The 15,240-nt window shown below is 63.3% G+C and carries 15 protein-coding genes; all 15 read left to right on the top strand.

Annotation, left to right across the window (positions count from 1 at the left end; translation table 11 throughout):
* The first annotated feature begins 56 nt into the window (after positions 1 to 56).
* The 15 genes from ACL0K2_RS11945 (at position 57) to ACL0K2_RS11875 (ending at position 15,057) form a co-directional block, all read left to right on the top strand.
* Positions 57 to 1,607 carry a T6SS phospholipase effector Tle1-like catalytic domain-containing protein gene (locus tag ACL0K2_RS11945; protein WP_045160278.1) on the top strand — a complete coding sequence of 517 codons (1,551 nt, stop codon included), beginning with the start codon at positions 57 to 59 and terminating at the stop codon, positions 1,605 to 1,607.
* Positions 1,607 to 2,263 carry a DUF2931 family protein gene (locus ACL0K2_RS11940; RefSeq protein WP_045160348.1) on the top strand — a complete coding sequence of 219 codons (657 nt, stop codon included), beginning with the start codon at positions 1,607 to 1,609 and terminating at the stop codon, positions 2,261 to 2,263. The genes ACL0K2_RS11945 and ACL0K2_RS11940 overlap by 1 nt, the downstream gene beginning before the upstream one ends.
* 190 nt (positions 2,264 to 2,453) lie before the next feature.
* Positions 2,454 to 3,026 (top strand): CDP-alcohol phosphatidyltransferase family protein, encoded by a 573-nt coding sequence (locus tag ACL0K2_RS11935; protein WP_413042721.1) that lies wholly within the window; start codon positions 2,454 to 2,456, stop codon positions 3,024 to 3,026.
* Entirely contained in the window at positions 3,026 to 3,625 is a 600-nt protein-coding gene (locus ACL0K2_RS11930; RefSeq protein ID WP_413042720.1) for a lysophospholipid acyltransferase family protein, read from the top strand. The genes ACL0K2_RS11935 and ACL0K2_RS11930 overlap by 1 nt, the downstream gene beginning before the upstream one ends.
* Entirely contained in the window at positions 3,622 to 4,566 is a 945-nt protein-coding gene (locus tag ACL0K2_RS11925; RefSeq protein ID WP_413042719.1) for a phosphatidate cytidylyltransferase, read from the top strand. Before ACL0K2_RS11930 ends, ACL0K2_RS11925 begins: the two co-directional genes overlap by 4 nt.
* A 250-nt stretch (positions 4,567 to 4,816) precedes the next feature.
* Positions 4,817 to 5,776 (top strand): PfkB family carbohydrate kinase, encoded by a 960-nt coding sequence (locus ACL0K2_RS11920; protein ID WP_413042718.1) that lies wholly within the window; start codon positions 4,817 to 4,819, stop codon positions 5,774 to 5,776.
* On the top strand, positions 5,769 to 8,171 hold the full coding sequence (locus tag ACL0K2_RS11915; protein WP_413042717.1) for a glycoside hydrolase family 65 protein: 2,403 nt from the start codon (positions 5,769 to 5,771) through the stop codon (positions 8,169 to 8,171). Before ACL0K2_RS11920 ends, ACL0K2_RS11915 begins: the two co-directional genes overlap by 8 nt.
* Before the next feature lie 112 nt (positions 8,172 to 8,283).
* Positions 8,284 to 8,772 (top strand): Na+/H+ antiporter subunit E, encoded by a 489-nt coding sequence (locus ACL0K2_RS11910; protein WP_413044464.1) that lies wholly within the window; start codon positions 8,284 to 8,286, stop codon positions 8,770 to 8,772.
* Complete coding sequence (locus ACL0K2_RS11905) at positions 8,772 to 9,023, top strand: monovalent cation/H+ antiporter complex subunit F (protein WP_045160285.1); 252 nt, start codon at positions 8,772 to 8,774, stop codon at positions 9,021 to 9,023. The genes ACL0K2_RS11910 and ACL0K2_RS11905 overlap by 1 nt, the downstream gene beginning before the upstream one ends.
* Positions 9,016 to 9,312: a cation:proton antiporter gene (locus tag ACL0K2_RS11900; protein ID WP_045160286.1), complete on the top strand. Its 297-nt coding sequence runs from the start codon at positions 9,016 to 9,018 to the stop codon at positions 9,310 to 9,312. The genes ACL0K2_RS11905 and ACL0K2_RS11900 overlap by 8 nt, the downstream gene beginning before the upstream one ends.
* On the top strand, positions 9,305 to 10,216 hold the full coding sequence (locus tag ACL0K2_RS11895; RefSeq protein WP_239610024.1) for a hydrogenase subunit MbhD domain-containing protein: 912 nt from the start codon (positions 9,305 to 9,307) through the stop codon (positions 10,214 to 10,216). Before ACL0K2_RS11900 ends, ACL0K2_RS11895 begins: the two co-directional genes overlap by 8 nt.
* Positions 10,213 to 10,494 (top strand): NADH-quinone oxidoreductase subunit K, encoded by a 282-nt coding sequence (locus ACL0K2_RS11890; protein ID WP_045160288.1) that lies wholly within the window; start codon positions 10,213 to 10,215, stop codon positions 10,492 to 10,494. Before ACL0K2_RS11895 ends, ACL0K2_RS11890 begins: the two co-directional genes overlap by 4 nt.
* Positions 10,491 to 11,915, top strand: a complete 1,425-nt coding sequence (locus tag ACL0K2_RS11885) for a complex I subunit 5 family protein (RefSeq protein WP_413042716.1) — start codon at positions 10,491 to 10,493, stop codon at positions 11,913 to 11,915. The genes ACL0K2_RS11890 and ACL0K2_RS11885 overlap by 4 nt, the downstream gene beginning before the upstream one ends.
* Complete coding sequence (locus ACL0K2_RS11880) at positions 11,912 to 13,408, top strand: complex I subunit 5 family protein (RefSeq protein ID WP_413042715.1); 1,497 nt, start codon at positions 11,912 to 11,914, stop codon at positions 13,406 to 13,408. The genes ACL0K2_RS11885 and ACL0K2_RS11880 overlap by 4 nt, the downstream gene beginning before the upstream one ends.
* Positions 13,405 to 15,057, top strand: a complete 1,653-nt coding sequence (locus ACL0K2_RS11875) for a proton-conducting transporter membrane subunit (RefSeq protein ID WP_413042714.1) — start codon at positions 13,405 to 13,407, stop codon at positions 15,055 to 15,057. The genes ACL0K2_RS11880 and ACL0K2_RS11875 overlap by 4 nt, the downstream gene beginning before the upstream one ends.
* The last annotated feature ends 183 nt before the right edge of the window (positions 15,058 to 15,240 follow it).

Here is a 15,240-nt window from a genome sequence, read left to right as displayed (position 1 = left end):
ACGCCAACCGACGCCCTGCAATGGGCGGAAACTTCCAACCAAGGATGGTGGAAACAATGAGTGGTTACGTACCCAATATCCCGAGGGCCAAGCGCGACGCCGAGCTGAAGGAGGTCCAGCCCACCGAAATTCATGCCGAGCGCTGGGCCGAGTACGAGCTCCACAGCAGCCAACCGGCCAAATCACCCGAGAAGATCAAGCTGGCCTTGCGTATCGGCGTGTTCTTCGACGGCACCCTCAACAACGCCACCAACGCCGCGCTCGGTCTGGCATGTGGCGCCCATCACCCGATAGCGGCCGAAGATCTGAATTCCACCTGCAAGCCATATATGGCCGAGCCGGACAGCAGTTACGGAAATGATGTGACTAATGTGCGGAAGCTGATGAGCCTCCATATCGACCGGACCGATGCGGAAGATGGCGGCCCGCAGCGGCACATAGCCCTAAGGATCTATATCGAAGGAATCGGTACGGACAGCGGCGAGGAAGACAGCGCATTGGGCTATGCCATGGGGCGAGGCGCTACCGGCGTTCGCAGCTGCGTCCAGCGGGCATTCACCATGATCGGTGCCGCTATCGGTCGCGCCAAGGAGGGGAATCCCGACGGCGAAATTACTTCTCTGACCTTTGATACCTTTGGTTTCAGTCGCGGTGCTGCAGCGGCGAGGCATTTCGCCAATGAAGTCGTCAAAGGCAAACAAGGCCCTCTCGGTTCGGTATTGCAAGGCAACGCGCGCGCCTTCAGTAAAAGTTTCGTCGACCGCTACGGACGTGACATCAACGTCGGTTTTATCGGCCTGTTCGATACGGTAGCTTCGGTTGGCGGCTTAGCGAATCTGGGTAACGTCAGAAGCGCCACCACGCCATGGCTGAACCTGCATCTACCGCGCAAATACTTCGCGAATGTGGTCCAGCTGGTGGCGCGTGACGAGATACGCGCCAACTTTCCACTGAGCGAGGTCAGCCCGGACCACCCTGAGATCGTTCTGCCGGGCGTGCACTCAGACATCGGCGGAGGCTATCTGGACGATGCCGAAGAGCGAGTGCTGGTCAGCCCGATGCAGGCGCTGGTGGTGGGTCAGCGCGTCGATGTAACGACAACGTCCATCTACCAGGACGCGGTCGAGGCCAGGCAGCGGATGCTTGCCGAGGGTTGGCCGTCTGCCATGCTGGAGATCATCACCCCGGAGGCACTACTACTGCCGGTCGATCCGCAAGATCGGTTGGCGCCTCGGCAAAAGCGGGTATATGTCGGTCTGCAACTCAAGCGCAGGGTGAGTAATGCGCTATCGCGCGTCTATCTCCGAGTCATGCACGAGTTGGCAAGAAAGAATGGCGTTAGGTTTGATGATATTCCCGATGAGCCGCAATATCTCATTCCCGATGAGTTGTCAGCGATGTCCGACCGGTTTATTCGGGGCGACTACGCTCTGGCTGATGAGGAAGAACGCATTCTTAAATATCGTTATATACATGTTTCGGCACATTGGAATAATCCGTTCGGAAAGAAAGATTCTAGCGGGCTTAACTTGATCTACTTCAATGCGCCTAATTCCAGTGGGGTGCGTCAATTTCATCCTCACGTAGCTGAATGGACTTTACTGTGATTAAACTTTTTTTTGCCCTTGTCGGGATCCTGTTTTTATCGGGTTGCCAGTCTGATCCGTTATCAGGCGAGCACGATCCAAAGGATCCGTGGTGGAGCCTGGAGTTTTTTGCGCCGCTTTACATGACTGGTTGGGTTGAGGCGAGCTGGGTCGAGGATATTCACGGCGAACTGTTCAATCATGGCAGTGGTGGAATTATCGGGACTGGTAATCATGGATATGACAGTGAGCTGGCTAGAGGTTGGCCCAGGGGTAAGTCAGGAGGTATTCAGGGGGTAGTCGGCGCAGATCTGCCCAAGCGTGTCTATGTACGTTGGCAATCCATCGTGGAGCCGCAAACTTATCGAGTATGGATCGATATCCCTGAGAGAGCTCGGCAGCTTATGCACATGTCGACTCATCGGCGTTGCCCGGAAACACCGGGCCGCCCGGCCCTATACTTAGCGGCCCTTCATCTGGGTTTGGCGCCGGGCGGTATTGTGCAGGTATGGACTCGGGATGAATGCAACAGGCCGGTCAAAATCGCCCGTGCGCAAGCTGAAATCGAGCCGCTCGGTCCTTCGCAAGGGAAGACTGATGGGCGATACGCTTACAAGATCAATGAAAAAACCAAGCGATACATCGACAAGTACGGCATTCCTTACGGCAGCTGGTAGAGATGGAGAATGCTCAGGTAACTATGCGCACGGTGCGGCATAACGAGCAGAATTATTTCGAGTGCAGTTTTCTCGATAAATACGAGATAGCAGCTTTCGCTTTAAATCAAATGCGGATAAATACCAGGGAAGGGAGCGCCAAATGCAAGACAACCGAAGACCCGTTACGTCCCGATCGCAAGGTTGGGCAATGAACCTTGCCACGCATCTGATCAACCAAGGCGTCTCCCCTAATCAAATTTCAGTTGCGAGTATCGGATTCGCGGCAGCGGCGGCTGCCAGTATGGCGGCGTCTATCGGTGTACTCGCTTCGCTTGTGGCGATCACATTCATCCAACTCAGGCTGGTATGTAACCTGCTCGATGGGATGGTGGCCATCGAAGGCGGGAAGCAATCGGCGCTGGGCAGCCTGTATAACGAATTTCCGGATCGCATCGCAGACAGCCTGCTGATCGTTACGTTTGGGTATGCAGCGGCCAATCCTTCGCTTGGCTGGTTTGCCGCGCTCGCCGCTGCTTTGACTGCCTATGTGCGGGTGTTTGGCGGAGCGCTAGGGCTTAAGCAAACCTTCGTCGGTCCCATGGCCAAGCAGCATCGCATGGCGGTCATGACGGCTGGCCTGGCGCTTAATATTCCAGAGTCTCTTTTGTTCTCCACACACCATAGCCTGTTTGTCGCGCTGATCACTATCGCGGCGGGCTCCGTTGTGACTTGTGTCTCCCGCACCCGAATAATCGCTGGTCAGTTGAAGGAGGCCCAGTGATGTGGATCTCCGCCCTGTTGATTTCGATTTTGCGGCTACTGCTGGGGGCCAGCGCTCGCTTCGAAAGCACGCCAGACCTGTCCGGTCAGCGCATCTATTTCGCCAATCACACAAGCCATATCGACACGCTGGCGATCATGGCGGCCCTACCGAAGGAGGCGAGGCTCAACACGAAGCCCGTTGCGGCAGCCGATTACTGGGGCAAAAACAGGTTTCTGAGATACATCGCAACGCGTGGGCTCAACTCGGTACTGATCAATCGCCAATCGAAAGACGGTGAAGATCCGCTGGAGCCGGTGCGCCAGGTGATGGAGCAGGGTTGCTCGGTCATCATCTTTCCGGAAGGGACACGCAGTTTTCAGGCACTTCCCGGCGAGTTTAAATCCGGTCTTTACCGACTCCATAGGGCGTTTCCGCAGGCGCACCTGGTCCCCATCTATCTGGACAACCTTTATCGCTCGATGCCGAAGGGCAAGCACGTGCCCCTGCCGATCATCTGCACCATTCGGATCGGCGATCCGCTTGCGGTTCTAGAGAACGAAGAGATCGGCGACTTCTTGAACAGAGCCCGCGAAGCGGTGGTGAGGCTTGCCCGATGATGATCGAGAACAAGTTCTACCTGTTGATGGCCGGGGTCGTTTCCCTTTTGGCGGTCGCCACCGTCACGGGGCTGATCCTGAAGCGCTTGGTCAAGGCGGAAGGCTCGATTGCGACCGTCGACAACCTGAATCTGAGAGTCAACGCCTGGTGGTCGATGATCGCGATTTTTGTCGCCTCATACCTGATGGGCAACACGGCGACGGTGGTGCTGTTCGCATTCGTGTCGTTGTTTGCCCTGCGAGAGTTCATCACCCTGACTCCTACCCGGCTAGGCGATCACAATGCGCTGTTCGCAGCCTTCTTTATTCTCATCCCTTTGCAGTACGTCTTCATCGGAGTCCACTGGTATTCGATGGTCACGTTGCTGATTCCGGTTTATGCGTTCCTTTTCCTGCCGTCGATTGCCGTGCTGTCACAAGAAACCGATGGCTTTCTCGAGCGCGCGGCCAAGATCCAATGGGGCGTCATGATTACGGTGTATTGCATCAGCCATGCGCCCGCGCTGCTCATACTCGACCTTGAGGGGTTCGAGGGGCAGAACGCCCTGCTGCTGTTCTACCTCATGTTCGTCGTTCAGATCAGCGACGTATTGCAGTACGTGTTCGGAAAACTGTTCGGGAAAACCAAGGTTGCGCCTGTCGTCAGCCCCTCCAAGACAGTTGAAGGGCTGGTTGGCGGCGGCTTGGCGGCAACGCTGGCGGGCGGCGGCATGTACTGGCTCACGCCGTTCAGCTTCTATCAATCGGTAGCCATGTCCTTCGTGATCGTGGTGATGGGTTTTCTGGGCGGCCTGACGCTCTCGGCGATCAAGCGCAGCCTGCAAGCCAAGGATTGGGGCACCATGATCAAAGGCCACGGGGGCATGCTGGATCGGATGGACTCGGTGTGCTTTGCCGCGCCGGTATTCTTTCATCTCACCCGTTATTTCTTCTCGGTTTGATGTCCATCCGCATCTGCAGTGACGGCCTTTTTCGGTTTGGATTGCCTGGATTGATCACTGCGTCGTGATGCGCTGTCGGGCGGTATCGTTCTATTCCAACAGCCTGCCGAACGATCGAGCGCCGTCCCACCGGGCCACACGTCACGGCTGACGGACGCGACCTGACTGGACTGCCGCGCTCAGCGAAACGCGAACCCTGGGCGACGGTTCAGGTCCGTTGAAGGACGAGCCTGATTCACCGGAGCCTGTCATGGACCGCCTCACGCTGCTGTCGCTGGGCAGCATTAACGCCGATTTCCAGGTGCGAGTCGATGAGCCGCTTGGCCATCGCGAAACCCTGCTGGCCCATGATCTGTGCCGCCTGTCCGGCGGCAAGGCCAGCAATACCGCCTACCTCGCGGCGGGCTTCGGCCACCGCAGCATCCTGCTAGGCCGAGTGGGTGACGACGCATTGGCCGAGCAGGCGCTTGGGCCGCTGCGCGAGGCTGGCGTTGAGGTGAACTGGGTCGGGCATGCCGAAGGGCGATCCACCGGCGTGTCGATGATCATGGTGCCGCCGGACGCGAAGAAGCAGATCGTCCTGGCCACGGAGGCCAACGACTGCTGGGATGACGCGGCTGCCGACGCCATGGCCGCCTGCATTGACGGATGCGAAACGCCGGCCAGCCTGGTGCTCGATTATGAAATTCCGGGTTGGGTCGTACGACGCGCCATCGAGGCTGCGGCACGCAAGGGTGTGCAGACGGTGCTCGATCCGTCCTTCCCCGTTCGTCTCGAGCGCGACCTGTTGGGCAAGCTGCACGCCATCACGCCGAACCTGGCCGAAGCCGAGGGGTTGGTTGGACGTGCCATCGGCTCGGTAACGGAGGCTGCCAGCGCTGCGCGCGAACTGCAACGGTCAGGCACGCCCATCGTCTGCATCAAGTTGGCCGATGGCGGCTGCGTGCTAGCCCACGAGCAAGAACTGCTGCATATCCCGCCGGGCGAGGTGGAGCCGGTGGACACAACCGGTGCTGGGGATGCCTTCACCGGCGTCTTCGCCATCGCGCTGCTGGAAGGCCGGTTGCCTCGAGAGGCCGCTGCCTGGGGCGTGGCGGCGGCCAACCTGGCGGTCACCGGCTATGGCTCGCAACCGAGTTACCCGGCACGTAAACAGGTGGAGCAGATGGCGAACGGTCTGCTGGAGCGAGCGAGGGCAGTCGATGGGTAATCGGCAAGTGCCATGCAAGCTGCTCTTCGATCATTACGATCCCGCCGATGAGCGCCGCCGCGAGGCGCTGTTGGCCCAGGGCAACGGCCTGTTGTCCTGCCGCGCCAGCGCACCGGAAGCGTCTGCGTGGCCTGCTGCCCGCGACGGCGATCACTACGCCGGCTTCTATCGCGCCGGCTGGTATGACCAGGCACCGCGGGAGGTCAACGGCAGAGAGGTGCAGATGGCGGCGCTGGTCAATGTGCCCGATCCCTTCGGACTGAGCTTTGCGCTAGATGGCGGCGATTGGTTCCGTCTCGATGGCGTCGAATTGCATGAGTATCGCCAGTCGCTGGCGCTGGACAGCGGGCTGCTCGAACGCGAGCTGGAATTCGAGCTGGGTGGTCACAGGTTGCGTCTGCATGAAACCCGCTTCGTCAGTATGGCCGCCTCGCAGCTCGTGGTGTTGCGTTGGGAGCTGAATATCCCGCCGCAAGTCGACCGGCTGCGCTTGCGCACTGTCCTGAACGGTGGCGTCACGAATGCCGCTATCCGGCGCAATCAGGCTTATGAAGGGCCGCGGCTGCGTGACGTCGTGCTGCAGCACGAAGAGGACGGGCGCGCCGCGCTTGGCGCCGGATTGGCCGATGATCAGCGCCGGCTGGTGATGGCCACCCAGGTACTCACGCCGGGGATGGATCTGCGTTGGCAGGGCCGGCAGGCCGAGCAGAGGCTGCAGCAGGAGGCCGAATGCCGCCGTCCCGCTGACGGCCGGTTGATCATCGAGAAGCGGGTACTGGTTCGGGTCGATCAGGAGCGGCCGGCGGAGGATCGCGTGGCGCTCGCGCAGCTACTCGAGCAACTGCCGGGCGACAGCTTCATCCATTTGCAGCGGGCGCACAGCACAGCCTGGGCACGGCTCTGGCAACGGATGCGCATCGATGCCGATGACGCGCGGCTCGAGCTGACGCTGCGCTTTCATGCCTTCCATCTGCTACAAACGGTGTCTCCACACAGCGTCGGGCATGACATCGGCTTCCCACCGCGCGGATGGACGGAGGGCTACTACGGTCAGGTGTTCTGGGATGAGCTGTTCGCTTTTCCGTTTCTCGTCACACACTTCCCAGAACTGGCGCGCAGCCTGCTGGATTACCGCCATAGACGCCTGGATAAGGCCCGTGAGCGGGCGCGTCGGGCCGGACTGCGGGGCGCCCTGTTTCCCTGGCGCAGCGCCCGCAGTGGCGAAGAGGAAACGCCGCCCCGGCAGTTCAATCCGATGTCCGGGCGCTGGATGGCCGATCACACCTACCTGCAGCGACACATCGGCTCCGCGGTGGCCTACGACGCCTGGCAACTGTACCTGGCGACCGGCGACGAGGCGCTGCTGGCCGGGCCTGCCGGGGAAATCATCATCGAAGTTGCGCGTTTCTGGGCCAGTCTGGCGCGCTTTGACCCGGCGCGGCAGCGCTACCTGATCGGCGGCGTGATCGGCCCGGATGAGTACCACAACGGCTACCCCGACGCCGCCGAGCCCGGCCTGGATAACAACGCCTACACCAACCTGATGGCGGTCTGGACCCTGTGCCGTGCGCTGCAGGTACTGGAGCTGTTGCCTGAGTCCCGGGCTGCCGAATTGGCCGATCGGCTGCAATTGACTGCGGATGAGCTCAGTCAGTGGACGCAGATCAGCCGTCGCATGTACCTGCCGTTCATCGACGAGGATGTGCTCAATCAGTTCGACGGCTTCGAGCAGCTGCAAGCGCCGCCGCAGCAGTGGCTGCACGGGGATCGGCCGCGTCTGGATTGGATGCTCGAAGCACGCCACGACAGCAGCGACCGCTACCAGCTGACCAAGCAGGCGGATGCGCTGATGGCTTATCACCTACTGTCGCCGCCGGCACTGGAGGCGTTGTGCGAACGGCTCGGCTATCACCATGACGAAAAGAGCCAGCGGCGCACGCTTGCCTATCACCTGGCGCGTATCACCCATGAGTCGAGTCTGTCCAATGTGGTCTGTGCCGGTGCCCTGGCGGCGGTCGACGGGCCGGCGTCGTGGACCTATTTCCAGCAGGCGCTGAACACCGATCTGCATGCGCCGGGCAACTCGGGGACCCAAGAGGGCGTGCATCTGGGGGCGATGTGTGGCGCGTTGGACGTGTTGCAGCGCCACTATCTCGGGGTTCGTCTGGAACTCGATGGGCTGCACATCTTTCCGGCAGCGCCGCCAGCATTGGGCGATCTGACCTGGCAGTTGGTCTACCGCCAGGCCTGGATCGAACTGCAATTGCGCGGTGGGCAGCTGCGGGTGACTTCCCATGGCGACAATCAGCGGTCGGTACCGGTGCAGCACGCCGCGGGGCTGTCGCTGCTTGAACCTGGCCAGTCGCTGCTGGTGCCATGTCGGGTGGACGTGTGAGGCGCGGCATGCGGCCGTCTTGCCGACAACGCAGCGATCCCAGCCAGCGCCAATCTCGACAGAGCGCCGCGGCGACCCTTTCGGAGTCGGCCTGCTGCAAGGAGCAACAGTGATGGTACAGATCGGGATAGGCCGCTGGGTCGATGGGCTGGGTTGGGCGCTGCTCTACGCGGCGCTTTGGGCGCTGTTCGCCGAGGGTGGCGGTTGGGCGCTGGGGGTGCCGAGCATTCTGCTCGCTGTCGCGCTGTCACTTCGGCTTGGTTCGCGGCCCTGGCAGCCCGCCTTGCGGGCGCTGCCGGGCTTTGCCTGGTTCTTCCTCGGGCGCATGACGCTGGGCGCCTGGGACGTGGCGGTGCGCGCGCTGCACCCTCGACGGTCATTGCAGCCGGCCTGGCTCGACTACCGGCTACGCAGCGAATCGCCACGGGTACGGCTGCTGCTGTCGGCATTGGTCGGGCTGCTGCCGGGCACCCTGGCTTCGCGGATCGATGCCGACTGCATGCTCGTGCATGTACTGGATCGACGGCAGCGGTGGGAGCCGACGGTGATCGAACTCGAGGATCGTCTGATGCGACTGGTCGGCGACGGAGACAACCGCTGATGGCGTTGTACTCGGCGCTGTTGCTGCTGACCATCGTCGTCGGCCTGGGCCGCGTGGTGCTGGGGCCGGGGCGGGTGGACCGGCTGCTGGCGATCCAGCTGTTCGGCACGGCCGGCACGGCATTGTTGCTGGTCCTGGCGCAGTGGCAGGAGCAACCCGCACTGCGTGACGTGGCGCTGCTGCTGGGCTTGCTGGCGGCGGTCGCCAGTGCCGCACTGGTGCAGCTGCTGCGACGGAGCCGTCATGATTGATCTGCTGCTGGCAGTGTGGAGCTGGCTGCTGCTGGTTGGCGGCCTGCTTTTCTTCGCGGCCGGTAGCATCGGTCTGCTGCGTTTTCCCGATACCGTCAGCCGCCTGCACGCCCTGACCAAGGCCGATACGCTTGGCCTGGGATTGGTGATCGCCGGTCTGTCGCTTCGCGCCGACAGCCTGCTGGAAGTCGGCCAGATGCTGTTGATCTGGCTACTGCTGCTTGCCTCCAGTGCCACCGCCTGCCAGCTGCTGGCACGCCAGGCTGGCGAGGAGCCGGACGATGACTGAGTGGCTATTCGACGGCGCGCTCGGCCTACTGTTGCTCGGCCTTGCCTTTGGTGCGCTGCATGGACGCAACCTCTACGCCAGCGTGCTGCTGTTCATTGCCTTCGGCTTGGCGCTGGCGCTGATCTGGGCGCGCCTGGGCGCGGCAGACCTGGCCCTGGCCGAAACGGCCATCGGGGCGGGGCTGACCGGGGTGTTGCTGTTCGCAGCGTTGGCACGCCAACCGGGGCCGGCGGAGCTGCCGGATATCACCCCGGTCCGGAAGCGCCTCGCCGCGTCGATGGTGGTGCTGCCCTTGCTGATCATGCTCGTGCAGGGGCTCGCGCCGATGGCCGATCGCACATCGGCGCTGCCGGCAGCCATTGACCGGGTGTTGCCGCAGACCGGTGTCAGCCATCCGGTCACCGCCGTGCTGCTTAACCTGCGCGCCTGGGACACGCTGCTGGAACTGGCAGTCCTGCTGCTGGCGCTGCTCGGCGCGCGCCAGCTGGGGCCGCGCAGCCTCGATCTGGCTGAACCCTGGCCGCTGTTGCGCGCCTGGGCGCGGGTACTGGCGCCGTTGCTGGTGCTGGCGGCGGGTTACATCCTTTGGCGTGGCGCCAGCGCGCCGGGCGGTGCCTTTCAGGCGGGTTCGTTGCTCGCGGCCGGGGTGGTGTTGCTGCGCTTGTCCGGGCTGCTGCCGAGGTTGCGCTGGTCCTTCGCGCCGCTACGGCTGCTGGTGCTGGGCGGCCTGCTGGTATTTGTCGCCGTGGCCGTCAGCACTGCCTGGCTGGGGGAGGGCTGGCTCATCTACCCGGACGGATCGGCCAAGTACCTGATCCTGCTGGTCGAGGCGATGGCGACCCTGTCGATCGCGGCCAGCCTCAGCTTGTTGGTGATTGGTGACGGCGAGGAATCACCATCATGAGCAGTGCGCTGTTCTGGATGGGTGTCGGCGCCGCGCTCTGGCTGCTCGGGCTGCATGGCCTGCTGACCCTACGCCAGGCGCTGAGGCGGATCATCGCCTTCAATCTGATGGGCAGCGGCGTGTTTCTGGTGATGATTGCGCTGGCAACGCGTAGCCAGCCGAGCGATCCGCTGCTGGTGGCATTGGTGGTGACCGGCCTGGTGGTGGCGGTCAGCGCCACGGCATTGGCTTTGCGGCTGGCTGGGGTGGTGCAGGGCGATGGGGAGCGGCGCCTATGAGCCTGGCGCTCCTGAGCCTGATCCTGCCCTTGCTCGGCGGACTGCTGCTGGTTCTGCTGCAGCCGCGGCATAACGGCCTGTGGGTGATCGCCATCAGCCTCGCCAGCCTGCTGGCCGCGTCTGCCGCACTGCACCAGGCGATGCAACTGGGCCCGCAATTGCTGCACGTCGGTGGCTGGGATACGCCCCTGGCGATCCGCTTCCAGCTGACTCCGCTGACCGCCTTGCTGATGGTGTTTACCGCAGGGTTGCATTTGCTGGTGGCGCTCTATGCCGCGCGCAGCCCGCATGCCACTGGCAGTGAGGATTATTGGCCGCTGTCCTGCCTGTTGCACGGCGCGCTGGTGGCGCTGTGGCTGTCAGCGGATCTGTTCAATCTCTACGTCACGCTCGAATTGCTCAGCCTCACGGCGGTTGCGCTGGTGGCGCTGGCCGGGCGCAAGGCCTACCGGCCGGCGTTCAATTACCTGATGCTGTCGCTGGCCGGATCGCTTGCCTATCTGTTCGGTGTCGCGCTGTTCTACGGCCGCTACGGCGTGCTCGATGTGCTGTTGCTGGCGGAACTGGCCGAAGCGGACGCCAGCACGCGACTGGCGCTGCTGCTGATGAGCGTCGGCCTGATGCTCAAGGCGGCCCTATGGCCGCTGCACCTGTGGCTGCCGCCGGCACATTCCGGCGCACCGACGGCGGTCAGCGCGCTGCTCTCGGCGTTGGTGGTCAAGGGCCCGATCTACATTCTGTGGCTGGTCTGGAGCCAGATCGCCCCGCCGGAGCTGGGCCGCCAGGCGGGTGGGCTGTTCGCGGCCGCCGGCATCCTTGCGCTGATTTCCGGCGGCTGGTCGGCGTTGCGCGCGCCGCGGCTGAAGATGCTGGTGGCTTATTCGACCGTCGCGCAGCTGGGCTATGCGTTGCTGGCGCTGGGACTGTTGTTGCGGTGGCAGGAGCCGCGCATGACGGCGGCGCTGTGGCTGTTCATCCTTGCCCACGGCCTGGCCAAGGTCTCGATGTTTCTTGCCGCGGGTGAGTTGCAGCGGGTGCTCGGCACACGTCGGGTGCGCGCGCTGAAGGGCGCCAGTCAGAACATGCCGGTGGCCATGGCGGCTTTCGCGGTGGCCGGCGCCAGCCTGATCGGCTTGCCCCCCAGCGGCGGATTTCTCGCCAAATGGCTGTTGCTGCAGCCGCTGTTCGAGCAACCGCAGCACTGGCCCTGGGCCTTTGGCGTACTGCTCGGCACGCTGATGTCGGCCGCTTACGTGTTTCGCGTGGTGGCGCTGGGGTTCGATCGCGCCAAGCCGAATCCGCCGAGTGTCGTGCCGGACCGCCTGGCGCAATGGCTGGCCATGCTGCCGGCCCTGCTGGTGCTGAGCCTGGCGCTCATCAGCGAACCGCTGCTGCTCTGGCTTGGTGGGGTGGCGCGATGAGCTGGACCAACTGGCTGCCGTTGACGATCGTGCTCAGCTCATTGCTGCCGGGACTGCTGATATTCACCCTGCGCGAAGACCAACAGCGGACCCGAGTGGCGCTCAACCTGTGCGGAGTCGGCGTCAAACTGGTGCTGGTGGGAGCGATGATTTACGGGGTCAGTCGCGGCCTGGAGTTTCGCTTCAGTCTGCCGTTCCTGCCCGGCGCGCCGCTGGTGTTGCAAGGCGATGCGCTGTCGCTGCTGTTCGTTGCGCTGTCCTCGGTGCTGTGGATGGCGACCACCGTCTACGCCATCGGCTATCTGGAAAAGTCACCGCTGCGCTCGCGCTTCTTCGGCTACTTCAGCCTCTGCGTCAGTGCCACCGTGGGGCTGGCGCTCGCGGGAAATCTGGTCAGCTTCCTGCTGTTCTACGAGATGCTGACGCTGGCCACCTTCCCGCTGGTGGTGCATCGCGGCACGCCCGAAGCGCTGCGCGCCGGGCGGGTCTATCTGGCCTACACGGTGGGCGGCGGTGCGCTGGTGCTGATGGGTGTGGCGCTGCTGCATGGGCTGGCCGGTGGACAGGATTTCCAGCCCGGCGGCTATCTCCTGCAGGCGGTGGGCGAGCACGGTCTAACGCTGCGCGTCGCCTTTGTCCTGTTGGTCGCCGGGCTCGGCGTCAAGGCGGCGCTGATTCCGCTACATGGCTGGCTACCGCAGGCGATGGTGGCGCCCGCGCCGGTCAGCGCGTTGCTGCATGCAGTGGCGGTCGTCAAGGCCGGCGCTTTCGGTATCGTCCGGGTGGTCTATGACGTGTTCGGCGCCGAGGCGCTGTTAAAACTGGACATGGCCGGGCCGCTGCTCTGGCTGGCCGCGGCGACCATCCTCTACGGCTCGTGGCGGGCATTGCAGCAGCAGGAACTGAAGAAACGCCTGGCGTACTCGACCATCAGCCAGGTGTCTTACGTGACCCTTGGCGTAGCGCTGCTCGGGCCGATTGCGGCGGTCGGTGGCCTGGTGCATCTGGTGCATCAGGGCCTGATGAAGGTGACGCTCTTCTACTGCGCCGGCAATTTCGCCGAAACCTTGGGGATTCACCGCATCCGCGAGATGGATGGCGTGGGCCGACGCATGCCGCTGACCATGACCGCCTTCAGCATCGGCGCCCTGGGTATGATCGGCATTCCGCCGATTGCCGGTTTCGTCAGCAAGTGGGCGCTGGGGATGGGCGCACTGGAGGTCGGCCAGGACTGGGTGCTGCTGGTGCTGATGGGCTCGGCGCTGCTCAATGCCGGCTATTTCCTACCGCTGCTGTGGCGCGGCTGGTTTGCCGCCCCGGCCGACTGGCATGAAGACAACTGGCGCGAGGAGCGCTGGGAAACGCATTGGATGTTGTTGCTGCCGGCGTTGTTCACCGCAGCGCTGTCGGTGGTGGTCGGGTTGCTTGCCGGCACCGCGCTAAGCCCGCTGGGCTGGGCGCAGCTGATCGTCCGGCGGGAGTTCGACATATGAGTTCCTGGCTGTGGCTCCTCGTCCCGCTGGTTCCATTGCTGGTCGGCTTGGGCCTGCTGATCTGGCGCGAGCGGGCCCTCGGCTGGCTCTGGCTCGGTTGTGGGCCGGCGCTGGCGATGGTCGTCTGGCCGATGCCGACGCTGGATCTGCCAATGCTCTGGGAAGGCGTACGCTGGGGGGCGGATGATGAGCTGAGCCGCGCCTGGCTGGGCTTCACAGCGCTACTCTGGGGATGCGCCGGGGTATTTGCCGTCAGCAGTCAGCGGGACGACCCCAAGCGAATGCGTTTCTGGACGTTCTGGCTGCTGGCGCTGTCCGGCAACCTACTGCTGATCATCGCCACCGATGCGCTGAGCTTCTATCTCGGTTTCAGCGCCATGAGCCTTTCCGCTTACGGATTGATCGTGCATCAGGGCGGCCCGGGTCCGCGCCGTGCCGGACGGCTGTACCTGCAACTGGCGATCTGTGGCGAGATGGCACTGTTGGCAGGGCTGATGCTGCGCAGCCATGCCGCCGATGGCGACTTTGCCTTTGCCGCCTGGCGGACACTGCCGATTGATGGTCTGACGCTACTGCTGTTGCTGATCGGCCTCGGGCTGAAAGCCGGGTTCTGGCCGCTGCACGTGTGGCTGCCGCTGGCGCACCCGGCGGCGCCGGCACCGGCCAGTGCGGTGCTCTCCGGGGCAATGCTCAAGGCGGGCTTTCTCGGCCTCTGGCGCTGTTTGCCGGAAGCGGATCCGTTGCTGTCCGGTTGGGCCGACGGGCTGCTTGCCGTCGCTATTTTCGGCGCCCTCTACCCAGCACTGCTGGGCCTCTGTGCAGGTAAAGCCAAGGCGGTTCTGGCCTATTCCTCGGTCAGCCAGATGGGCTATCTGCTGATGCTGCTGGCGCTGGTTTGGCGCCACCCGCAGCAAGTGCAGGCGCTGACTGTCGTGCTGGTTCTCTACGGCGTGCACCATGGGCTGGCCAAGGGGGCGTTGTTTCTCGCGGCCGGCCTGATCCATGCCGGACGGCTGCCCCGTACCGGCTGGCTGCTGCTGGCCGTACCGGCACTGGCGATCATCGGGCTGCCCTTGACCAGTGGCGGGGCGGTGAAGACGGCACTGAAGGAGGCCTGGCACGGCGGTTCGTTCGAGGCCTGGCTGCCCTGGTTGAGCCTCAGCAGCCTGACCACCGCTCTATTGCTGACGCGCGCCCTGTGGCTACTGCGCCGAGATGCAGCAGATGCGCCGCCGTCGCGGCCGCCGTTGGCGCAGCTGTTGCCCTGGGCACTGCTGAGCGGCCTGGCGCTGCTGCTGCCCTGGTTCTGGCCCGCCTTGCGTGCGCCCATGTTGCATGGCGTTTATCCAAGCGGCGTCTGGTCTGCGCTGTGGCCGCTGCTGTTGGCGCTCACGTTGGCGATGCTGGCGTTGCGGCTCGGCTGGAACGTCCCGTCACGGCTGGCTGCCGGTCCGAAGCTGACGCTCTGGTTATCGCTATGGCTCAAGCGGCTGCTGCAACGGCCGCCCTTGGTGGTGCCGAACGCGAACCCGGATCGGCCCCGTTGGCGGCGGCGGGAGCGACGCTGGAACCGCTTGTGGAATACCGGCACGCTCGCCATCAGCGCCTGGTTGCTGATGGCGCTGCTGTGGTTGGGATGGTTGTGGTGAGTCTTCTCACTATACGGGGGATGATGAGCATCCTTTTTTCATAATGTGACAAACTTGCTGAAGGCAACATTCGTTGTTAGGCCGATACTATGTTTCGCTGCCGCTACGTTAGTTGCATATTCCTATGGCTCTAAACTCTATAACCCTAAAGTAATTATGCGTTTCAAAATGTTAATAACGCAT

The sequence above is a fragment of the Pseudomonas sp. YJ42 genome (genome assembly GCF_047225135.1).
Lineage (GTDB): Bacteria > Pseudomonadota > Gammaproteobacteria > Pseudomonadales > Pseudomonadaceae > Stutzerimonas > Stutzerimonas stutzeri_E.
The sequence above is the reverse complement of the archived record's forward strand: the minus strand, read 5'-3'. Positions and strand labels throughout refer to the sequence as shown.